Here is a 20,798-nt window from a genome sequence, read left to right as displayed (position 1 = left end):
GGCCTATCCCAACGGTAGTTGTTGGTTGACCCACCAGACGCGGTCTCCAGTTCACGTGAGCCACCCTGTGCGAGAGTTAGTGAATTGTGGTTCACTAACGACGTGGCACGACCTCGCACCATCACCGACGAACGGATCCTGAACGCCGTCGCGGCCGTCATCGACCGGCGCGGACCGGAGTTCACCGTCGCGGACGTGGCGGCGGAGGCCGGGGTGTCGGTCGGGGCGGTGGCGAAGCGGTTCGGGTCCAAGAGCGGGCTGCTGCAGGCGCTCACCAGGGCGGGCACCGAGGAGGTCGTCCGCCGGATGCGTGAGGCCGGCACGGTCCGCGACGCGCTGCTGACCTGGTTCGACCGGCTCGCCGACCCGGTGGTCGCGACGAACAACCTGGCGCAGCTCGGGGTCGACCTGATCGACCCGGAACTGCGCGCGCTGCTGGCACGGCACTACGCGGTGCTGGAACAAGAACTGGAAGTCCTCTGCGCGGCCGAGGCGTTGCCGCCCAACGCGGCCCGCGTCCTCGCCGCGCTGGTCTACGGGATCTCGATGGACTGGTCGGTGCGGCCGCGCGGCGACCTGCTGGCACGCACGGCGGAGGACATCGATCTGGTGTTGGAAGGGATGCGCTGATGGCTACCTGGGCGGAGTTCGCGGCCGAACAGCCCGACATGGCCGCGTTCGTGCAGGGCAGGTTCGCCGCGGACCGGCACGCGTTGCTCGCGACGCTGCGCAAGGACGGCTCACCGCGAATCAGCGGTGTGGAACCGGACTTCGCCCGCGGCGAGCTGTGGGCGGGCATGATGCCGGACTCGTTGAAGTCGAAGGACCTGCGGCGCGACCCGAGGTTCGCGCTGCACTGCACCACCACGGTGGCCTCGATGACGGAGGCGGGCGACGCGAAGATCAGCGGCACCGCCGAGTTCTGGACGGACAAGGACACCTATCTGAAAGACCTGTTCGACCGCACGGGGTGGCAGCCGAAGCCGGAGGAGATCGACCTGTTCCGGTTCGACGTCACCGAGGTCGTGCAGCTCACCGTCGAGGGCGACGGAATGGTCGTCCTCTCCTGGCACGAGGGAAGGGGAACTCACCGTGTCAGCAAGAAATGATCCCGATCTGAGCGGGAAGGTCGCGGTCGTCACCGGCGCCACCCGCGGTGCGGGGCGGGCGATCGCCGTGGAGCTGGGGGCGGCGGGGGCGACGGTGTTCGTCGCCGGCCGGACCACGCGCACGCAGCAGTCCGAGGTCGGGCGGTCGGAGACGATCGAGGAGACCGCCGAGCTCGTGGACGCCGCCGGTGGCAAGGGGATCGCGGTCCGCTGCGACCTCACCAGTCCGTCCGATGTGGACGCTTTGGCCGCGAGGATCGACAAGCTCGACATCTTCATCGACAACGCGTGGGGCGGCGAGAACCTCGTCGAGTGGGGCAAGTTCTGGGAACACGACCTCGACAAGCAGCTGCGCATGTGGCGCAACGGTGTCGAGACGCACCTCGTGGCGTTGCACAAGCTCATGCCGATCCTGATCAGGTCCGACGACGGGCTCGTGGTCGAGGTGACCGACGGGGAGGACGGCGAGGCCTACTTCGTGAACCTCTCCTACGACGCGGTGAAGAGCTCGGTGCGCCGGTTCGGTGAGGTGCTGGCGAAGGACCTGAAGGACCACCCGAACGTGACGGCGGTCGCGGCCACGCCGGGGTTCCTGCGTTCCGAGCAGATGCTGGAGGGTTTCGGCGTCACCGAGGCGAACTGGCGCGACGCGATCGAGAAGGTGCCGGACTACGCGTTGTCCGAGACGCCGCACTACCTCGGCCGCGGTCTCGTGCACCTGGCGGCGGACGAGGACCGCAAGCGGTTCGCCGGGCAGTGCCTCTCGTCGTGGAAGCTCAAGCGCGAGTACGGGTTCACCGACCTCGACGGCTCGCAGCCCGACTGGGGCCGCTGGTACGACGAGGTCCTGAAGCCGCGGATGGCAGGGCAGACCGTGGACGCCGATCCGGAGAAATATCGCTAGGCGTCGCCGGGGCGGACGAGACCGGTCTCGTAGGCCAGCACCACGGCCTGCACCCGGTCTCGCAGCTCCAGCTTCGCGAGGATCCTGCCGACGTGCGTCTTCACCGTCGCCTCGGACAGGAACAGCTTGCGGGCGAGCTCGGTGTTCGACAGGCCCTTCGCGATCAGCACGAGCACCTCGCGCTCGCGTTCGGTCAGCACGTCGAGCACCGAGGCGTCCCGGAGCTCACCGCCGCCGTCACCGAGGAACCGGCTGAGCAACCGCTTGGTCACCGACGGCGAGACCACCGCGTCGCCGGAGGCCACCGCGCGCAGCGCCGACACGAGGTCGGACGGCGGGGTGTCCTTCAGCAGGAACCCGCTGGCGCCGTTGCGCAACGCCGACAGCGCGTACTCGTCCATGTCGAAGGTGGTCATGACCAGCACCTTCGCGGAGTCGGCCTCGGCGATGCGCTTGGTCGCCTCCACGCCGTCCATCACGGGCATGCGGACGTCCATCAGGACGACGTCGGGCCGCAGCTTCTCCGCCATCTGCACGGCGTCGAGGCCGTCGGCCGCCTCGCCGACCACGTCGATGTCCTCTTGCGCGCCCAGCACCATGCGGAAACCCATCCGCATCAGTTCCTGGTCGTCCACCAGCAGCACCCGAATCACTTGATCACCCTATGCGGCTAGCGGGAATGTCGCGCGCACGCGCCAGCCCCCACCGGGGTTGGGACCCGCCTCGAACTCCCCACCCAGCACCGCTGCCCTTTCCCTCATGCCGATCAGTCCGTTGCCGCCGGAGACCTTGACCACGTCGTGGGGCGTGCCGAACCCGTTGTCGGTCACTTCCAGCCGCAGTTCCTCGGGCGAGCGCGCCAGACGGACCAAAGCGGTGGTGCCTGCTCCGGCGTGCTTGATGATGTTCGTCAGAGCTTCCTGCACGATCCGGTACACGCTCAGGCCGACGCCCACGGGCAGGTCGTCCACGTCGCCGTTGATCTCCAGGCGCACCGGGACGCCGGCGGCCCTGGTGTTCTCGGCGAGTTCGACCACACCTCGCGCGTCGGGCTGCGGAGCCCACTGCGTCTCGGACTCCTCGCTGCGGAGAACGCCGAGCAGGCGGCGCATCTCGGTCAGTGCGAGGCGGCCGGTGTCGGCGATCGTGCGGACCGCGTTCTCGGCGACCTCCGGCTGGGACCTGATCGTGTACGCGGCGCCGTCGGCGTGGACGATCATCACGCTCACCGCGTGGGCGACGACGTCGTGCAGTTCGCGGGCGATCCGGGAACGCTCCTCGCCCACGGCGATCTTGGCCTGCTGGTCGCGTTCGGTTTCGAGCAGCACCAGGCGTTGCTCCATCTCTCGCTGGTAGGCACGGCGTGCGCCGATGAACTCGCCCATCGCCCAGCTGAAGCCGAAGATCACGAAGACCAGGAACACGAGGAACACGGCCTGGAGCTCGCCGACCTGGAAGATCGCCCAGAGCAGCGTGCCGGCGACCAGCCAGCCCAGGTAGATCAACGCCGTCTTGCGGTTCGTGTTCGCGACGAGCGTGTACAGCGCGATGGCCAGCGCGAAGTCGGACATGCGGACCGGGATGCCGTCGATGCCGCCGTGCGAGAAGAGCTGCAGGAACCCGCCCGCGAGGATCAGGTAGCTGGTGCCGAGCGGGTGGTGCCGGCGAAACGGCAGCGGTCCGAGCATCAGCAACGTCACCGCGAGGTAGGCGGAGAACGACACTCCCTGGTCGACCACTGTGACCGCGATGCCCATGTCGAAGAGCAGCAGAATCCCGGCGATCAGGGAGTCCCCGAACGCCGGATGAGCCTTCATCCACAGACTGAACCGCCGCACTGGACAAGGTTAGGTGCGGGCCGAACTTCCGCGCGTCGCGCCACGGGCTGACGCTGCGTACGACTTCAGTGTGAGTTATTGTGTCGAGGGGTTGATACAAAGTTCGGGGGTTCGCCATGTACGACGTTCTGTGGGCCGCTGGCGTCGGGTTGTTCCTGCTGGTCGCTCTGTGGCCGACGCAGTCGACGGGCAAGCGCCTGCTGAAGAGCTGGAAGGTGTCCGATCCGACGCCCGCGCAGGTCGACGACGCCATCCGGTACCTGAAGCGGCGGAGGTTGCTCTACCCGTGGCTCTTCGTCGGGATGTCGTTCGTGCCGTTCGCCAGCGGTCGTGGCCTCGGGTCGTTCGCCGCGGTCGTGCTCGGGGGCACCCTGCTGGCGGAGCTGATCGCGTTGTCACTTCCCCGCGAAGGCCGGCAGCGGGTGGCCACGCTCGCCCCGCGCGGCCTGTTCGACATCGGGTCGCAGTACGTGCTGATCGCGTACGCCGCGATCGTGCTGTTCGGGCTGGCCTGGTTGCTCGTGCGGCTCCAGATCGCGCAACTGCCCGTGTTCGTCGTGTCCGTCGCCGCGGTCGCGGTGGTCATGTGGGCGGCGGTCGCTCGCCCGGCGGACGGTGACGAGGAGGTCGACCGGGCGCTGCGCACCCGCAGCGTGCACGTGTCGGCGGGGATCGGGGCCGCGATGGTCGGCGCGCTCGCCGGCGGCCCGTTCCTGTTCGCCGGCATCGTCGCCTGGGTCCTGATGGCCAACACGAACGTCGTGTCCAAGAAGATTGCCTGGTGACCGCACCCCGCATCGTCGTCGACGTCGAGAACGGTGTCCCGCCGTGGCGCCAGGTCCGGGACCAGCTCATCCGGTTGATCAACGGTGGTGTGCTGCCGGTCGGGTCCCGGCTGCCGACGATCCGGCAGCTCGCCGCGGACCTCGGCCTCGCCGCCGGCACGGTCGCGCGGGCCTACCGGGAGCTGGAGACCAGCGGGGTGCTCACGACAGGACGAAGGCAGGGCACCGTCGTGGCTGCCCTGCCTTCGCATGCACCGGACCCGCTCTCCGCCGCCGCGGCGGAGTTCGTCGCCATCGCTCGGTCACTCGGCGCCAGCGAGGGGGAGGCGCTGAACGCCGTGCGAGCCCATTACTTGGGTGAGTAAGGCGACTCGATCTTGGGTGCGGGTCGCGGTTCGTTTATGTGAGCCTGACGTTCCTCGTGCCGTTCCTCGTAGATGCGGTGTTCCTCGGCCATCTGGTCAGCGAGTTGCTGTTGCATCTGGCGATCCCGAATCCTGGCCAGGATCGCCATCGTCGCGCCGTGGGCCAGTGCCAGTAGCAACAGCACGATGCCCAGCTTCACGACCACGTTCTTCACCGGGTCACCGGTGTCGACATTGATGATCGACACCAGCGCCAACAGGCCGAGCACGACGAGGTGGAACAGCACGGCCGTCAGCTTCATCATGCCGCCGACCTGCTCGTCGTCGTACGCAGCGCGCCTCAGGTATCCCTTGCCGCTGTGGTAGATCAGCTGGCCGTCGACCACGACCAGGACGATCCCCAGCACTAGGAACGTCACGTAGCTGTCACCCATGCGCTGTGGCTACCCGCGCACGGACGCACACAAACCGTGGCACGATCAGTGCCTGTGACGGCGTTGCAGGGACAACAACTGGCCGGACCGCTGTGCGCGGCGGTGGCCAACTTGTGCGTTGCCCTGCAACCGCAGGTCTCCCCGCAGACCGCCGCCGGATTCCAGGAAGTGCTGCGCCGTTTGCACGCGCCGCTGCAGGTCGCGGTCGCCGGCCGGATCAAGTCCGGCAAGTCGACGTTGGTGAACGCCCTGATCGGGCGCCGGGTCGCGCCCACCGACATCGGCGAGTGCACCCGCCTCGTCACGCGCTACCAGTACGGCACGGTCGACCGCATCGAAGTCGTGCTGCGAGACGGCCGACGGCAGGTGCTGCCGTTCGACGCGAACGGCATGATCCCCGCCTCCCTTGGCGTGGAAGGCATTTCGCACATCGAGGCGTACCTGACGAACGCCGTGCTGCGCGACATCACCGTCATCGACACACCGGGGCTCGGTTCGCTGGACTCGGCGTCGGTCGCGCGCACCGAGGAACTGCTGGATCCCGTGTCGCGCAACGCGGTCGCCGGTGCCGAGGCCGTTCTCTACGTCGTGACGCAGGGCGTGCGCGCGGACGACCATTCGACGCTGGCCGCGTTCACCGCCGCGACCGCCTCCCGCGAGGCGGGCCCGGTCAACGCCATCGCCGCGCTGAACAAGGTCGACGCCGTCGCGCCGGAGACCGTCGAGGGCTCGGAGGGCGACGTCTGGAAGGCCGCGCAGATCCTCGCGGCGAAGCAGGCCGAACTGCTCAGGCCGCGGGTCGCCGACGTGCTGCCGGTGATCAGCCTGCTCGCCGAGTCCGCGGAGACCGGGGAGTTCACGTCGGCCGACGCGGAGGCGCTGAGGGCGTTGGCGGCCCTCGACGCGGACACCCGCACGATGATGCTGATGTCCGGAGACCTCTTCACGTCGTGGGACTGCGACGTCGCCGCCGGTGTGCGCTCCCGGTTGCTGGAAAAGCTCGACCTCTACGGCATCGGCCAGGCGCTCCAGGCACTGGACGCCGAGCCCGCGCTGCCCGCCGGGGCGTTGCGGCGGGTGCTGTTCGACGCGTCCGGGTTCGCCGCGGTCCGGGGCCGGCTGGACGCGGTCTTCCGGGCTCGGTCCGACGGCATCAAGGCAGCGGCCGCGCTGGCCTCCGTCACGTCGCTGGCCTCGGGCGAACCGGGCGAACGGCAGCGCGTGCACGACGCGATCGAGGTGCTGCTGGCCCGTCCCGAGGCGCACCAGCTGCGGCTGCTGGAGGCGTTGACGCTGGTCTCGTCCGGCGCGGTCGCGCTGGCCCCGGACCTGACGGAGGAGGTGCTGCGCGTCGGGAGCACCCCGGACGTGGCCGCTCAGCTGGGCATGCCGGGCAGACCGGGCGCGGAACTGGTCGCGTTCGCGCTGGAACGGGCCGGGTGGTGGCGTTCGTTCGCCTCCTTCGGCGCGACTCCGGCGCAGGCTCGAGTGGCGCATGTCGTCCACCGGGCGTATTTCCTCATTTGGCAGCAACTACGTGCTGGGGGGCACCGATGAGCGTGAACGGAACCGAACCCGCCGATCTGGCGTCGGATGACGGTGTGGAGACCATTGCCGACGAGCTGCTCGACCAGGCGCTGGCCGAGCGCCGCGCGCTGGTCCAGCTGTGCCTGTACGCGCTGGACCGCGCCAGTGCGGGCGTGGTCGCACGCATCGAGGAAGGCCTGTCGTCCATAGGCGTCGTGGCGCTGCGGGTGGACGGTGAGCGGTTCGACCCGTCGCAGCACGAGGCCGGTGGCGCCGTGCCGACCGACGACCTGTCGTTGCAGGGCCTGGTCGCCGAGACCGAGGTGCCCGGCTTCTGCGACCGCGGCCGTCTCCTGCGGGCTCCGATCGTGACGGTCTACACGTCCCGATGAGCAACCTCTCGCAGACAGTCCGGCAGACACGCGAACGTCTCACCGCGCTCGTGCGCGAGCTCGACCCGTCGATGGCCGACTGGGTGACTCGTCGCGCGGCGCCCGAGGTGTCGTCGGTCGTCATCGTCGGTGAGACGAACCGCGGCAAGTCGTCACTGGTCAACGCCCTGCTGTCGGCTCCGGGTCTCTCGCCGGTCGACGCGGACGTGGCCACCTCCACCTACCTCGTCTTCCAGCACGGCCCGTCCTGGGCGGCCCGTGCCTGCTATCCCGGCCTGCTCGCGCCCGTCAGCTTCCCGCTGCCCGCGCTGATCAGCTGGGTCTCCGCCGCCCACGACCTGCCGGAGGGCGAGCTGCCCCCGCGTTACGTCGAGGTCGACGCCCCGATCCCGCTGCTGGAACGGATGTCCGTTGTGGACACCCCCGGCGTCGGCGGTCTGGAGTCGGTGCACGGCGAACTGGCGCTGGAGGCCGTCACGTCGGCCACCGCCCTGATCTTCGTCGTGGACGCCTCGTCGCCCTTCACCCGCGGTGAGCTGGACTTCCTCAAGCGCGTCGGCGACCGCGTCGAAACCGTCGTCTTCGCGCTGACCAAGACCGACCAGTACCGCGGCTGGCGCCAGGTCCTCGACGCGAACAAGGCGTTGCTGGCCCAGCACGCCCCGCGTTTCGCGGACGCCCCCTTCTACCCGGCGTCGTCGCGCATGTTCGGCATGGCCGCGCAGGCTCCGAACCCGGACGCGGCCTCGATGCTCCGCGAACGCTCCGGCATCTCCGCCCTGCAGACCGCCCTGCAGGAACTCGTCACGGGCCGCGCCGGCATGCTCGCCGAGGCCAACGCCCTGCGCGCGCTGTCGACCGTGCTGGCGGAGCTGGAAATCCGCCTCGAACACGAGAAGCGCGCTCTGTCCGTGGGCGAGGACGAGGCTGCAGTTCTCCGCGCCCGCCGCGAAGAACTGCAGACCGAACGCCGTTCCTCGACCCGCGGCTGGCAGGTCCGGTTGCGCGGCGAGGTCCAGCGAGCCCGCATCGAGAACTCCCACGAGATCTCCCGCCAGATGCGTGACCTGCAGACCTGGTACCGCCAGGCCATCGACGCGGCCGATCGCACCGCCCTGACCACGTTGCCGCAGCAGGTGGACACCGCACTGCAGGTCGTCTCCGGCCGCATCTCCACAGCTCTGTCCGTGCGTCTCTCGCACGTCACCGACGCCGTGCTCGCCACGCTGTTCAGCGCCGAGGAACTGACCATGATCCGCGGCCAGTTCGCCCGCGGCGAGCAACCGCCGGTCGTGTTGCGCCCCAAGGAAAAGCGCCCGCCGACCGCCGAGGACAAACTCCTCGTGTTCATGGGCGTCTCCGGCGGTCTGGGCGCGGGCAAGCTCGCCGTCATGCCGCTGGCCGGCCTCGGCATCGCCGCGCTGAACCCGATCGTCCTGCCCGTCACCATCGCCCTGGGCCTCGGCGCGGGCTGGTGGATGGCCCGCACCCGCACCCACACGGCCGAGAAGCAGCACGTGAAGCAATGGCTCTCCGACGCCATCGCCGACGCACGTTCCACAGTGGACCAGCTGGCCGCCGAGCAGCTGATCGAGGCCGAACAGGCCCTGTCGCTCGCGTTGGACGAGGCACTGGCCAAGCGCATCGAGGCCATCGAGGCCGAACTGCGCGAGGTCGACCGCGCGTTGCGGATGGAGGCAGGCGAACGTGGCCGCGAGCTGCAGGCCGTGACCAGGCAGCTCGCGGAGGTGGAGCAGGGACGCTCGAAGGCCGAGGAGCTACTGGGCCGGATCAGGTCCGTGCGAGACCGAGCCTAGGAACGCGAGCCACGCCTTCGGCGACACCTCGAACCGCGGCCCGTCAGGATTCTTGGAATCCCGTACGCTGACAAAAGCGCTGGTGAGGAGCATTTCCACACACGCGTTGCTGTCGGCAGAGCTGCGGCTGCTCTTGACCCACCGGCTCAACTAAGAGCTCCTCGCCAGAAAGTTGATCATGGCCGCCCGGCTGGCCGATCGACCTAGCGCGATCTCTCTCACCCGTGCGAAGAGTTGGATCATAGTCTTGGTGTCTGCGGGCTGGTCGTAGTAGGTGGCAGGGCCGTACAGAGCAGAGGCGAAGGTGATCGGGTTCGCGTTCTTGAACCCCAGGGTCACCATGCCACCACCCAAAGCCGGGTTGTCGCCCGCCGTGAGCGGCACGATGCGGATGCTCAGGTGATCGTTCTGCTCGGCCAGCTGAAGCAGGTGCAACACCTGCTCGCGCATCACGGACGCGTCGCCGACGACCCTGAGGAGTGACTCCTCCGTGAACACGATCTCGATCTCTTCGGCGTTGCCCGATTCGAGCACACGGCGCTGAAGATCCAGCCGAAAGGCGATCCGCTCGTTTGTTTCCGCCTCTGGCCGAATCGACCCGCCGGCGCGCATCAGCGCATTGATGTACGCGTGGCACTGCACCAGTCCGGGCATGATTCCGCACTCGTACCAACCGATTCGCTGTGCCGCGGCCAGGAGGTCCATGAAGCGCGGATAGGAGTCGGGCAGGTTGTCGGTGTACCCGAGTCTCGGCTGCCTGCGCCTGCTCGCCTTGCCCAGCGCGAGCACGGTGGAGCGCTCTTCACCGGTCACGTCGTAGAAGTCGAGCAGTCGAGTGAGCTCGTCGACTCCCAGTGCTCCCTTGCCGTTCTCGACCTGGCTGAGCCTGCCCGCGCTGCGGCCGATCAGATCGGCGGCTTCGTGCTGGGACTTCCCGGCGGCCAGACGCAGGCGCTGGAGTGTGAGCCCCAGCTGGAGGCGCTCCACGGTCTGCCGGGCTTGACCCACTTGGTTGCCGTCCAATCATTCGCTTAGGCGAGCGACTTTAGCCTCAAGTAGCTCTAAAGTTAAGTCTAATACAGGCAGCCTGGGGCGAAGATGAGGTTGACCATGGGCGTCAAGCGCGAGTGGCTCCTTCGCTGCAGCGACAGTTACGCGGACCGTGCCGTGTGCGAGATCAGCGTGAGCGCGGGTGCCGTGGAGATCGCCGGCCCCGACGGCCAGGCCTTCACGTTCGCCGGCCAGCAGATCCAGGAGTTCCGCGCGGCCCTCGACGCCGCGATCAGCCAGAGCGAGATCGACCGGCGCGAGGTTGGCGACGGAACCAAACCGGCATAACGTGGGTCATACCGGTACATGAGCAAGTAGGAGGTGTGTCCCGGTGTACATCGACGAGAACGGTGCGGCCGACGCCGAGCTGAAGGTCACCGTCGAGGATGAGGAGTACACCGCCGACGTCACCTTCGACCTCGACCACGACGGCGTGAACGACTCCGCCGTCGTCGAGACCGATGACGGCGGACATCTCGCGTTCACCGACACGAACGGCGACGGTGACGCCGATCTGATGAGCACGTTCGACAAGGACGGCAATCTCCTGAGCCAGGCGCGGTTCGAGGAGAATTCCGGTGAGTGGGTTGCCGTCGACCCGAACGACCCTCGGCAGGAAAAGACGAATTCTTCGCCCACGCAGGCGATTGTCGTGGACACCGACGACGGTGAACGAAACGTCGGGCAGGCCACCGAGGACACCGACGGAGACGGCAAGGCCGACACCGCCGTCGTCCGGGACGACGCCGGCGACACGTGGTTGTTCACGGACAAGAACGGCGACGGCAAGGCCGACGTGGCGACCGAGATCACACGATCCGGCGAGGTCACGATGTCGGAGCACCGCGGTGACGACTGGGTCGAGGTCGAGCACGGGCACATCGAGTCCGACGGCCGGTACGTGACCGACTCGAAGAGCGGCATTTTGGACGACTCGGACGACTGGCTGGAGGAAGAACGGTTCGACGGAGTCGTCCGAATCGATTCCACGACCGGCCAGTGGATCAGTCCGAACTGACGTCCTAACTGAAGCGCAGGTCACAGGCCCCGGTGTGGTGAGAACCGCACCGGGGCCTCTTGTGTTTTTCCCACCTCAAGCCGGCCTTAACGCCGTCCGGGTGCTGAATCGATTACAGAATCGGTTTTGTGAGGGAACCGACAGGCTGGGGGTGCTTTACCTGCCATTCACCGGGCTAACCTCGGTCCATCCCACTTCACACACGCCCGGCCCCACCGGGCGTGTGGAGCTATTCCCGAGGACGACGAAGTCCTGCACCGGACCACCACGTGCTCGGGTTGCCGAGGCGTTCAGTCAGGAGACGAGACGAGATGACGGCAGTGACCATTCCCGGTCTCGAACAGGCACCTACCAACCACGCGCGTCTGCTCGCATGGGTTCAGGAAGTCGCTGAGCTGACCTGCCCCGACGAGGTTGTTTGGGCTGACGGGTCTCAGGGCGAATGGGACCGTCTCACGAAGAAGCTCGTCGACGCCGGCACGTTCGTGCCGCTCAAGAAGAAGCCGAACTCGTTCTGGGCGGCCTCGGACCCGACCGACGTCGCGCGCGTCGAAGAGCGGACCTACATCTGCTCCGTGCGCGAGGAGGACTCGGGCCCGACGAACAACTGGATGGACCCTTCAGAGATGAAGGCCATCATGACCGAGCTCTACCGGGGCTGCATGCGTGGCCGCACGATGTACGTCATCCCGTTCTGCATGGGCCCGCTGGACGCGGAGAAGCCGATGCTCGGTGTCGAGATCACCGACTCGGAGTACGTCGTCGTCTCCATGCACATCATGACCCGCATGGGCAGCAAGGCCCTCGCGCTGTTCGGTGAGGACGCTCCGTTCGTCCCCGCACTGCACTCCCTCGGCGCTCCGCTGGAGCCCGGCCAGGAGGACGTGCAGTGGCCGTGCAACGACACCAAGTACATCTCGCACTTCCCGGAGACCCGCGAGATCTGGAGCTTCGGCTCCGGCTACGGCGGCAACGCCCTGCTCGGCAAGAAGTGCTACTCGCTGCGCATCGCCTCGGCCATGGCGCGCGACGAGGGCTGGCTCGCCGAGCACATGCTGATCCTCAAGCTCACCTCGCCGGAGAACAAGGCGTACTACATCGCCGCCGCGTTCCCGTCGGCCTGCGGCAAGACGAACCTCGCCATGCTTGAGCCGACCATCCCCGGCTGGAAGGTCGAGACGCTCGGCGACGACATCGCCTGGATGCGTTTCGGTGAGGACGGCCGCCTGTACGCGGTGAACCCGGAGAACGGCTTCTTCGGCGTCGCGCCCGGCACCGACTACCACACCAACCCGAACGCGATGCGCACCATCGCCAAGGGCAACTCGCTGTTCACGAACGTCGCGTTGACCGACGACGGCGACATCTGGTGGGAGGGCATGGGCGAGCCTCCGGCCCACCTCACCTCGTGGAAGCACCAGGACTGGACGCCCGACAGCGAAGAGCTGTCGTCGCACCCGAATTCGCGCTACTGCACGCCGATCGAGCAGTGCGACATCAAGGCGCCGGAGTGGGAGGACCCGAACGGCGTCCCGATCTCGGCGATCTTCTTCGGCGGCCGCCGCGCCACGACGATCCCGCTGGTCACCGAGTCGCGCGACTGGCAGCACGGCACCTTCATGGGCGCCACGCTCTCGTCCGAGACCACGGCCGCCGCGGTCGGCAAGACCGGCGTCGTGCGCCGCGACCCGATGGCGATGCTGCCGTTCATCGGCTACAACGCCGGCGACTACTTCCAGCACTGGGTCGACCTCGGCAAGCGCGCCGACGCCGACAAGCTGCCGAAGATCTTCTACGTCAACTGGTTCCGCCGGGGCGAGGACAAGCGCTTCCTGTGGCCTGGGTTCGGCGAGAACTCGCGCGTGCTGAAGTGGGCCATCGAGCGCCTCGAGGGCAAGGCCGCCGCGCAGGAGACGCCGATCGGCTACGTGCCGACCGCCGACGACCTCGACCTCGAGGGCCTGGACGCGTCGCGTGAGGACATCGAGGCCTCGCTGGAGTTCAACGCCGACGAGTGGCGTGCCGAGATCCCGCTGGTCGAGGAGTGGTTCGCGAAGATCGGCGAGAAGGTCCCGACCACGCTCCGCGACGAGCTGGCGAACCTGAAGCAGCGCCTGGGCTAGTCTGCTCGAGGTGTTTCGAAGCCCCAGCGGTCAACGGCGACCGCTGGGGCTTCTCTTTGGGGTACTACTGGTGGTGTGACGCAGGACGACTTCCTCGGCGGACTGAACTTCGACGGTTCGAAGCGCGATGTGGAGGTCGGCCCGTCGACGGGCATCGTGCGCTACTACCCGGTGCCGACCGCCCCGCCCGTTCACCCGTCGCGGTGGCGTTACGTGCTCGTGTTCGGCCTCGGTTTAGCCGTCGGCGTGGTCGCCGGCGTGGTCCTGTGCAGCAATTTTCTCTGAATCACCGCAGCTCATCGTCCACAAGAGACGAAGTTGTCCACAGGTGTGGACGGCTTTGTGCACATGTTGTGGATAGCTGTGGACAAGCCTGGGGACTTCTCCGCAGCTTCTAGGAACGGTCTTGCTCCAGGAATGAACCTGGCCCTCTCCGGGAACGTCTTAAGTACGTGATGGCGGTCACAAAGATCGTCACTGAGGCGGAGAGGGAGGTGTGCCGTGGGGATCGCAGGAATCGCGATGCTGGTGCTGTCCCTGGCCGCCGTGCTGATGGTCGTGATCGCCGGATCAGTTCGGGAGCGGGTTGTCGCGGATGCCGAGGAGGGTGCCGTTGAAGGTCTTGGTGGCCTCCGCGTAGCAGACGGCGTTCGTCCAACCCTCTGACCAGGCCTGGGAGCCGGGGTTCCGCCACGCGGGGAACACGTCCGAGCGCTTGGTCGAACCGAGGTAGTCGTGCACGGCCTTGGTGCACTTCTCGTTCGCGATCAAGTTCATCTGCTCCTTGGACGGAGCGGGGTCGGTCGACTTGCCGAGCGACACGACACCGGCGGGCACGGCCTCGGCCATGTGCGCGGTCGTGCAGGCGACGACCTTGACCTCCTGGTCCTTCGACGGCGAACCCTGGGTGCAGGTCTGGAAGGTGCCGAAGCCGTTGCTCTTCAGCACGTCCTTCACGGAACCCTTGCGCGCCAGCGGCTTCTCGTCCGGGCTGATCTCCACGACGGTGCACAGCCGCCAGCGCTGGCCGTCCTTCCAGCCCTGCTCGTTCGGCCAGAACGCCCAGACCCGCAGGCGCGTCGAGTCCGCGTCGCCGCTGCCCAGGTACTCGGTCAGCGTCTGGCGGCACGGCGGGAGCGCCGCCTTGCGCAGCGCCTGCGTGTCCGGGTAGGTCGTCGGCAGGCCGGTGAGCTCACCGACGCTCATGACCTCGGCCTCGTGCGATTCGGTGCACTGCAGCACCTTCAGCTCGTAGGCGTTCATGCACTGCCCGGCCTTGGGCAGGGCGGGTGCGGAGGCGGAAGCCGTCGAAGGCAGGGGTCCGGGGACCGCCTGCCCTCCCACCTGGATCGCGCACGCGGACAGGGTCAGCGTGCTCAGGACAATTGCCACCGCCAGCCGCACACGAGTCACACCACAGAGACTAGGGCCTTCACCTGATCGGCGATGTCCCGACGCTGCTTTTCGAACGCCGGATCGGTCAGCGCGGCCGGGACGACCGGCTGCCCGAGCACCGGCGTGTGCAGGTGTCCACCGAGGACGTTCGTTGCGCCGTAACCGATTCGCAGCCGGTTGGCCCGGTACATGCTCTCGTTCGAGAGGTAGTCACCGCCGCCACCGGACGCCGCGACCCTGCCGGGAGTGGGGTTGTCCGTGCGGCACGACTGCTGCGAGCCGACGACGATCCACTCGCAGAAGCTGAGGTTGTAGTTCACCGCGAACGGGCCGGTGCCCGCGTCGATCATCTTCTGGAACGGCAGGCTCGTCTCGATGAACTCGTCGACGGGCTGCGGCCAGCCGGCGGCGTTCGGGACGCTGCCGAACGAACCGACGTTGTTGTTGTCCCCGAACCCACCGCGCCAGCGCGCCGCCCACCGCTCGACGTCGAACCGGCCGGGCCGGCCCTGGCTGATCGTCACGAACGCGTCGGGTTTCTGCTGCAACGCCGATCCGTAGAACTGCTCGACGATCCCCTCGTCGAAACCGCCCCACAGCACCGGGAGCACCGCCGCCTGCAGGACGACCTTGCCGTTCGGCGTCGAGATCTCCCGGCCGTCGAGCTGCAACGCCGCCGCCCCGGCCGGGTTGGCGCGCCGCACGTTCACGCCGGAGAGCTGGAACGGGTCGAAGCCGGTGACGGCGATCTTGCGCACGCCGGGCCTGCTGGGGAACGCCGAGTCGCTCAGACCCCGTGAGGCCCAGTCGAACCGCTGGATGAGCTTCGCGCGGTCGTTCGGCGGCATCGCGAACTTGGGCTTCCACTGGCGCAGCGCGGAACTGAGCTGCAGCCGGGCCCAGTAGAGCGGGCGGTCGTCGTAGGCGTCGTGTGTCACGGGTGTTGTGCTTTGCGCACGGGCGACCGCGGCCTTCCACAGCGCGTTGCCTTCGCGTTCCACGAACTGCTGCGCCTGCTTCGGCACGACCTGGCGGCACAGCTTGGTGGTGAAGTCCGTGACGCGGCCGTCGAATCCGGCCAGCTCCACCAGCGAGGGGCCGACGGCGGGGCCGCCGATGACGAGCGTGTCGTCGAGCCGCTGTTCCTCCACGGTGAGCGGCGCGGTGGTGTCGTAGCAGTTCGCGTCCTGCGCCTGGGCGACGGCAGGACTCAGGGTGAGGGCGATCGCGGTCAGCACGACCAGTCCGGCGATGGTTTTCACGTACTCGATCCTCAACGCAAAGGGCCACCCGTCGTAACCGACGGGTGGCCCATAGTGCCGACGACTGCGTCTCAGTGGGCAGCGATGGGCTTGACCCTCGGGTTGTCCTCGTCGACGTGGTAGTCGGACGGATCGGTCTGGTCCGTGCCGTTGAACCACTTGGCCTTCTTGGCGATCAGCGTGATGACCACCGCGACCAGGAGATTGACGAACAGCGCGACGATGCCGACGTAGATCTGCGTCGTCGAGGCGCCGAACGGGTGCCACCCGAAGATCGAGATCTTGCCCAGCGGCAGCGCGGAACCGGCGAAGTGCTGCTTGCCGCCAGGGACAGGGCTGGCGATGTTGTACAGCAACCACATGCCGTAGCCCATGCCCGCGACCCAGCCCGCGACCAGGCCGTACACGTGGAACCAGCGCGTGTAGAGCGCGATCGCGACCGCCGGCAGCGTCTGCAGGATCATGACACCGCCGATGAGCTGCAGGTCGATCGAGAACTGCGGGTCGACGAACACGATGAACGCGACGGCGCCGAACTTCACGACCAGCGACGCGAGCTTGGCCTGCTTTGCCTCCTCCGCCGGGGTGGCGTTCTTCTTGACGTACTCCTTGTAGACGTTGCGGGTCCACAGGTTCGCCGCCGCGATCGACATGATCGCGGCCGGCACGAGCGCGCCGATGCCGATGGCCGCGAACGCGATGCCCGCGAACCACGACGGGAAGTTCGCGCCGAAGAGCTCGGGCACGATCGTGTTGGTGTCGGGACGGCCGGTCGCCTGGTTGACGAGCGGCTTGGTGCCCGCGCTGATCGCGACGAAGCCCAGCAGCGCCAGCAGACCCAGCAGCAGCGAGTACGCCGGCAGCGCGACCATGTTGCGCTTGATGACGTTGCGGCCGCGGCTCGCGAGGATGCCGGTCAGCGAGTGCGGGTAGAGGAACAGCGCGAGTGCGGATCCCAGAGCCAGCGTGGCGTACTGCAGTTGGTTCGTGCCGGTCAGCAGGATGCCGTCGGTCTTGCTCTCCGTGGCGTCGAACTTGGCCTGCGCGTCGTTGAAGATCTCGCCCCAGCCGCCGAACTTCGCGGGCAGGTAGACGATCGCCACCAGGATCACCAGGTAGATCAGGATGTCCTTGACGAACGCGATCAGCGCCGGCGCCCGCAGACCCGACTGGTAGGTGTAGAGCGCGAGGATCAGGAACGCGATGAACAGCGGCAGGTGCCCGAGGATGCCGGAGCCGTTGAGGCCCATGCTGCGCAGCACGGCCTCGAGACCGACGAGCTGCAGCGCGATGTACGGCATGGTCGCGACGATGCCCGTGATGGCGATGATCAGCGCCAGCCAGTGCGAGCCGTAGCGGCCCTTCACGAAGTCGGCGGGTGTGACGTAACCGTGCACGCGGCTGACCGACCACATCCGCACCAGCGGCAGGAAGACGAGCGGGTAGAGGATCACCGTGTACGGCAGCGCGAAGAACCCGGTCGCGCCCGCTCCGAACATCAGCGCCGGCACCGCGACGAAGGTGTACGCGGTGTAGAGGTCACCGCCGACCAGGAACCACGTGATCCAGCTGCCGAACTTGCGGCCGCCGAGACCCCACTCGTCGAGGTGTTCGAGGGTGTCGCCCTTCTGCCACCGCGCAGCCAGGAACCCCATCACGGTGACGAGCAGGAAGAGAGCGCTGAAGACGATCAGCTCGGTCCACTGCATCAGTTCGCTCCCTCGTCCAGGTCGTCAACGCCGAGCTTGTCGGGCTTGCCGGTGACCACGGGCTCGTCCTTGGTCTTGACGTAGACGAGCCCGACGCACAGGACGCCGAGCGGGACGAACAGGAACTGGTACCAGTAGAAGAACGGCAGCCCGAAGATCCGGGGCTCGTCCTGGTTGAACCACGGCGTGACGAGCATGAACAGCGGGAGTATCAGCAGCAGGTTCCAGTTGCTCCAGCGCAAGCCGGTCTTGTGATCCGACGGCATGGTGGCCCCTCCGTGTACGCGGTGTTGCGCGGATGTTAGGCCTGATGAACGGTGCCGTCAGCCTCGTGATCGGAATCGTTGCCTTCGACTTAACGTTCTCTTTGGACTAATCCGCCACCAGGCGGCTGGCGAGGTCCTGTTCGGCGGCGTCGAAGTACTCGTCGAGCTGCTGGACCGCCTGTTCGACCGTGCCGTTGTTCAACAGTTCTACGATCTTGCGGTTCCACGGCAGGTAGGTCTGGTGGAACGCCTCGACCTCGTGGGCGACGCGGAAGGCGAGCATGAGCTCGGCGAAGAGCCGGTCGGACTCGTCGCTCAGCCGGGCACTGCCCGCGAGGCCGACGATGCCGCGGTGGAACTGGATGTTCGCGCTGCCGGTCTTGCTGAAGTCCTTCTTCTCGGCGCGTGCCACGGCCTGGCGGACCGGCGCCCGCACCGCCTCCCGCTGCGCGTCGCTCACGTCGTTCCAGAGCCTCAACGCGCCGCACTCGATCACCCGGCGCGCGGCGTAGAGGTCGCGCACGTCGTCAGCGGTCGGGCGGCGGACGAAGACGCCGCGGCTGTGCTCGTGCACCAGGATCCGGTCGCGGGTGAGCAGCCGGAACGCTTCCCTGAGCGTGTTGCGGCTGACGCCCAGCGCCCCGCCGATCGCTTCCTCGCTCAGGCGCAGGCCCGGCTCCAGCTCACCGAGGAGCACCCGCTCGCGCAGCATGTCGGCGACCTTCTGCGCGGTGCTCGCGCGCTCCAGATCAGCCTTGTTCTGGGCCAGCGTCGACACCCACGTCTCGGTCACCTCGGCAGTCTATTTGCAGGATCGTTCCATTGCACTATCGTAGAATCGTTCAACAATCCCACAATCCACCGATCGAGCGCGCATGGGAGGACGGCCATGGACCTGAACGCGGACCTGGGCGAGGGCTTCGGCCACTGGACCCTCGGCGACGACAAGGCCCTGCTGGCCGTCGTGACCAGCGCGAACGTCGCCTGCGGCTACCACGCCGGCGACGCCGACACGATGCGCGAAACCTGCGCCCTCGCCGCCGCCACAGGAACAGCGGTAGGCGCCCACGTCGGCTACCGGGACCTGGCAGGCTTCGGCCGCAGGTTCATCGACGTAGCCCCGGACACGCTCACCAACGAGGTCCTGGCCCAGCTAGGAGCTTTGTCGGCGTTCGCACGCGCCGCCGGCACCCGGATCTCCTACGTGAAGCCACACGGCGCCCTCTACAACACCCTGGTCCGGCACGAAGCCCAGGCAGACGCCGTGGTCGACGCGGTCCGCCTGTTCGACCCGACGCTGGCGGTACTGGGCCCACCGGGCGCCGTCTGGCTGAAGCGAGCCTCGGTGGCGGGCCTGCGCGTGTGGCACGAGGCCTTCGCGGACCGCGCCTACACCCCGTCCGGAACGCTGGTGCCCCGCGGCGAACCGGGGGCCGTCCTGCGCGACCCGGCCGAGATCGCGGCCCGCTGCGTACAGCTGGCGACCGAGGGCTGGATCCGCAGCGTCTCCGGCCGCCCGGTGCGAATCCAGGCCGACTCGATCTGCGTGCACGGGGACACCCCAGGCGCGGTCGAGATCGCCCGCGCGGTTCGTTCGGCCCTGGAGGCGGCGGGCATCGCGGTGGCCAGGGGCGAATCGCCACTCCGGCACACCCGCCAGGCGGTCTGACGCTCCCGCAAGGCGCCGACCAAGCATCCGGCTGACCAGCGCGTCCGCGGACCAGTCAGCCTGTTCGGCCACGTCCTGTCCAGCCGATCAGCGTGACACCGCTCGCCCTGCCTGCCGCCCAACCGGGCCTGCCCGTCCAGCCTGACCTGCCCGCCCGGCCAGCCCAGTCAGCCCTGCCGACCGCCTGCCCGTCAGCCAGTCAGCCCTGTCCGTCAGCCCGGCCCACCGTTCACACGGACTGGCGGACCAGCGCAGCCGCCCCCACCAGCCCGGCCTCCCCACCCAGCTCAGCCGCCCGCACCTCGAGCCCGGCCAGGTACGACAGCCCGGTGTGCGTCTTCAACGTCCGCCGCACCGGCTCGAACAACAACTCCCCGGCCTGCGCCACCCCACCCCCGATGACGGCGAGCTCCAGGTCGCACACCGCGGCGGCCCCGGCGATCGCCATCCCGACGGCCTGACCGGCGCGTTCGAAGGCCGCCAGCGGGATCTCCTCACCGGACAGTGCGGCGGCGGCCAGCAGGGCGGCGTCGGCGTGGTCCGGTGCCGGCCAGCCGGCGTGGCGTGCCCAGGCCACCATGCGCGGGCCACCAGCGACGGTCTCCACGCACCCGCGGCCGCCGCACGTGCAGGGTTCGCCGTCGGGTTCAACGACGATGTGGCCGATGTGGCCCGCGTTGCCGGTGCGGCCGCCGAACGGCCGTCCGTCGAGCACCAGGCCGCCGCCGACGCCCGTCGACACGACGAGGCCGATCATGAACGTGCTGCCCTGGCCCGCGCCGCGCCAGTGTTCGCCGAGCGCCATGCACACGCCGTCGCCAGCGAGTTCCACCGGAACGCCGGGGAACAGCGACGCCACCGACGACCGCAGCGGGAACTCCTGCCACGACGGCACGTTGATCGGCGAGACGGTGCCGGCGATGGTGTCCACCGGGCCCGCCGAACCGATGCCCACGCCCGCGACGGCCGCGTCCCCGACCACCTCGGAGATCACCGCAACCACTGCGTCCCAAGGGTTTTCGGACGGCGTCGGCACGCGCGAGGAGCGCACCACCGAGCCGAAGGGGTCCACCAGGGCGGCGGCGATCTTGGTGCCGCCGAAGTCCAGTGCCAGCACCAGATCAGTCACGGTGAC

General features: G+C 68.3%; 24 protein-coding genes. 13 read left to right on the top strand and 11 right to left on the bottom strand.

The features are described 5' to 3' along the window. Positions 1-102: 102 nt before the first annotated feature. Genes SK571_RS08005 through SK571_RS07995 form a run of 3 tightly spaced genes read left to right on the top strand, consistent with a single transcriptional unit; the run spans position 103 to position 2,013 of the window. Positions 103-630 carry a TetR/AcrR family transcriptional regulator gene (locus SK571_RS08005; RefSeq protein WP_319983383.1) on the top strand — a complete coding sequence of 176 codons (528 nt, stop codon included), beginning with the start codon at positions 103-105 and terminating at the stop codon, positions 628-630. Next, positions 630-1,109, top strand: a complete 480-nt coding sequence (locus SK571_RS08000; protein ID WP_319983382.1) for a pyridoxamine 5'-phosphate oxidase family protein — start codon at positions 630-632, stop codon at positions 1,107-1,109. The genes SK571_RS08005 and SK571_RS08000 overlap by 1 nt, the downstream gene beginning before the upstream one ends. Further along, on the top strand, positions 1,093-2,013 hold the full coding sequence (locus SK571_RS07995; protein WP_319983381.1) for an SDR family oxidoreductase: 921 nt from the start codon (positions 1,093-1,095) through the stop codon (positions 2,011-2,013). The genes SK571_RS08000 and SK571_RS07995 overlap by 17 nt, the downstream gene beginning before the upstream one ends. Here the strand turns inward: SK571_RS07995 and SK571_RS07990 are convergent. After that, on the bottom strand, positions 2,010-2,666 hold the full coding sequence (locus tag SK571_RS07990) for a response regulator transcription factor (protein ID WP_319983380.1): 657 nt from the start codon (positions 2,664-2,666) through the stop codon (positions 2,010-2,012). The two genes, SK571_RS07995 and SK571_RS07990, sit on opposite strands and share 4 nt — an antisense overlap. A gap of 9 nt (positions 2,667-2,675) precedes the next feature. Further along, positions 2,676-3,851: a sensor histidine kinase gene (locus SK571_RS07985; RefSeq protein WP_319983379.1), complete on the bottom strand. Its 1,176-nt coding sequence runs from the start codon at positions 3,849-3,851 to the stop codon at positions 2,676-2,678. 116 nt (positions 3,852-3,967) lie between these two features. Here SK571_RS07985 and SK571_RS07980 point away from each other — a divergent pair, with 116 nt between their 5' ends. Both SK571_RS07980 and SK571_RS07975 read left to right on the top strand, forming a co-directional pair. Continuing rightward, positions 3,968-4,636, top strand: a complete 669-nt coding sequence (locus SK571_RS07980) for a hypothetical protein (protein ID WP_319983378.1) — start codon at positions 3,968-3,970, stop codon at positions 4,634-4,636. Next, on the top strand, positions 4,633-5,001 hold the full coding sequence (locus SK571_RS07975) for a GntR family transcriptional regulator (RefSeq protein WP_319983377.1): 369 nt from the start codon (positions 4,633-4,635) through the stop codon (positions 4,999-5,001). The genes SK571_RS07980 and SK571_RS07975 overlap by 4 nt, the downstream gene beginning before the upstream one ends. On the opposite strand, the gene SK571_RS07970 is transcribed toward SK571_RS07975, so the two are convergent. Beyond that, the gene (locus SK571_RS07970; RefSeq protein ID WP_319983376.1) at positions 4,986-5,435 is read right to left on the bottom strand and encodes a hypothetical protein; all 450 of its coding nucleotides are present in this window, start codon (positions 5,433-5,435) and stop codon (positions 4,986-4,988) included. The genes SK571_RS07975 and SK571_RS07970 overlap by 16 nt on opposite strands. Before the next feature lie 54 nt (positions 5,436-5,489). Here SK571_RS07970 and SK571_RS07965 point away from each other — a divergent pair, with 54 nt between their 5' ends. The 3 genes from SK571_RS07965 to SK571_RS07955 are packed head-to-tail and all read left to right on the top strand — an operon-like array spanning position 5,490 to position 9,171. Beyond that, positions 5,490-6,992 (top strand): dynamin family protein, encoded by a 1,503-nt coding sequence (locus tag SK571_RS07965; protein ID WP_319983375.1) that lies wholly within the window; start codon positions 5,490-5,492, stop codon positions 6,990-6,992. Then, on the top strand, positions 6,989-7,354 hold the full coding sequence (grpE, locus tag SK571_RS07960) for a nucleotide exchange factor GrpE (protein WP_319983374.1): 366 nt from the start codon (positions 6,989-6,991) through the stop codon (positions 7,352-7,354). The genes SK571_RS07965 and grpE overlap by 4 nt, the downstream gene beginning before the upstream one ends. Then, positions 7,351-9,171 carry a dynamin family protein gene (locus tag SK571_RS07955; RefSeq protein WP_319983373.1) on the top strand — a complete coding sequence of 607 codons (1,821 nt, stop codon included), beginning with the start codon at positions 7,351-7,353 and terminating at the stop codon, positions 9,169-9,171. Before grpE ends, SK571_RS07955 begins: the two co-directional genes overlap by 4 nt. Here the strand turns inward: SK571_RS07955 and SK571_RS07950 are convergent. Together SK571_RS07950 and SK571_RS07945 are read right to left on the bottom strand one after the other, a co-directional pair. Beyond that, the gene (locus SK571_RS07950) at positions 9,133-9,264 is read right to left on the bottom strand and encodes a DUF397 domain-containing protein (protein WP_319983589.1); all 132 of its coding nucleotides are present in this window, start codon (positions 9,262-9,264) and stop codon (positions 9,133-9,135) included. The genes SK571_RS07955 and SK571_RS07950 overlap by 39 nt on opposite strands. A 57-nt stretch (positions 9,265-9,321) precedes the next feature. After that, entirely contained in the window at positions 9,322-10,158 is an 837-nt protein-coding gene (locus tag SK571_RS07945) for a helix-turn-helix domain-containing protein (RefSeq protein WP_319983372.1), read from the bottom strand. Positions 10,159-10,281: 123 nt separating this feature from the next. Between SK571_RS07945 and SK571_RS07940 the strand changes: the two genes are divergently transcribed. The 4 genes from SK571_RS07940 (at position 10,282) to SK571_RS07925 (ending at position 13,647) form a co-directional block, all read left to right on the top strand. Beyond that, entirely contained in the window at positions 10,282-10,509 is a 228-nt protein-coding gene (locus tag SK571_RS07940; RefSeq protein ID WP_319983371.1) for a hypothetical protein, read from the top strand. Positions 10,510-10,552: 43 nt separating this feature from the next. Further along, positions 10,553-11,239, top strand: a complete 687-nt coding sequence (locus tag SK571_RS07935) for a DUF6802 family protein (RefSeq protein WP_319983370.1) — start codon at positions 10,553-10,555, stop codon at positions 11,237-11,239. A gap of 311 nt (positions 11,240-11,550) precedes the next feature. Further along, on the top strand, positions 11,551-13,362 hold the full coding sequence (locus SK571_RS07930; protein WP_319983369.1) for a phosphoenolpyruvate carboxykinase (GTP): 1,812 nt from the start codon (positions 11,551-11,553) through the stop codon (positions 13,360-13,362). 75 nt (positions 13,363-13,437) lie between these two features. Further along, entirely contained in the window at positions 13,438-13,647 is a 210-nt protein-coding gene (locus SK571_RS07925) for a hypothetical protein (RefSeq protein ID WP_319983368.1), read from the top strand. Between the two features lie 285 nt (positions 13,648-13,932). Here the strand turns inward: SK571_RS07925 and SK571_RS07920 are convergent, their stop codons facing one another. The 5 genes from SK571_RS07920 to SK571_RS07900 form a co-directional block, all read right to left on the bottom strand. Continuing rightward, positions 13,933-14,775, bottom strand: a complete 843-nt coding sequence (locus tag SK571_RS07920) for a septum formation family protein (protein ID WP_319983367.1) — start codon at positions 14,773-14,775, stop codon at positions 13,933-13,935. Next, positions 14,772-16,019: a hypothetical protein gene (locus SK571_RS07915; protein ID WP_319983366.1), complete on the bottom strand. Its 1,248-nt coding sequence runs from the start codon at positions 16,017-16,019 to the stop codon at positions 14,772-14,774. The genes SK571_RS07920 and SK571_RS07915 overlap by 4 nt, the downstream gene beginning before the upstream one ends. Before the next feature lie 71 nt (positions 16,020-16,090). Next, on the bottom strand, positions 16,091-17,728 hold the full coding sequence (gene mctP, locus SK571_RS07910) for a monocarboxylate uptake permease MctP (protein WP_319983365.1): 1,638 nt from the start codon (positions 17,726-17,728) through the stop codon (positions 16,091-16,093). Next, entirely contained in the window at positions 17,728-17,994 is a 267-nt protein-coding gene (locus tag SK571_RS07905; RefSeq protein WP_319983364.1) for a DUF3311 domain-containing protein, read from the bottom strand. The genes mctP and SK571_RS07905 overlap by 1 nt, the downstream gene beginning before the upstream one ends. Positions 17,995-18,100: 106 nt before the next feature. Then, the gene (locus SK571_RS07900; protein WP_319983363.1) at positions 18,101-18,787 is read right to left on the bottom strand and encodes a GntR family transcriptional regulator; all 687 of its coding nucleotides are present in this window, start codon (positions 18,785-18,787) and stop codon (positions 18,101-18,103) included. Positions 18,788-18,883: 96 nt separating this feature from the next. Here SK571_RS07900 and SK571_RS07895 point away from each other — a divergent pair, with 96 nt between their 5' ends. Beyond that, positions 18,884-19,663 (top strand): LamB/YcsF family protein, encoded by a 780-nt coding sequence (locus SK571_RS07895; RefSeq protein ID WP_319983362.1) that lies wholly within the window; start codon positions 18,884-18,886, stop codon positions 19,661-19,663. A gap of 229 nt (positions 19,664-19,892) precedes the next feature. Here SK571_RS07895 and SK571_RS07890 read toward each other — a convergent pair whose 3' ends face one another. Continuing rightward, positions 19,893-20,792 (bottom strand): ROK family protein, encoded by a 900-nt coding sequence (locus SK571_RS07890; RefSeq protein WP_319983361.1) that lies wholly within the window; start codon positions 20,790-20,792, stop codon positions 19,893-19,895. Between the last annotated feature and the right edge of the window lie 6 nt (positions 20,793-20,798).

This window comes from Lentzea kristufekii (assembly GCF_033949925.1).
GTDB classification, from domain to species: Bacteria; Actinomycetota; Actinomycetes; order Mycobacteriales; family Pseudonocardiaceae; genus Lentzea; species Lentzea kristufekii.
The sequence above is the reverse complement of the archived record's forward strand: the minus strand, read 5'-3'. Positions and strand labels throughout refer to the sequence as shown.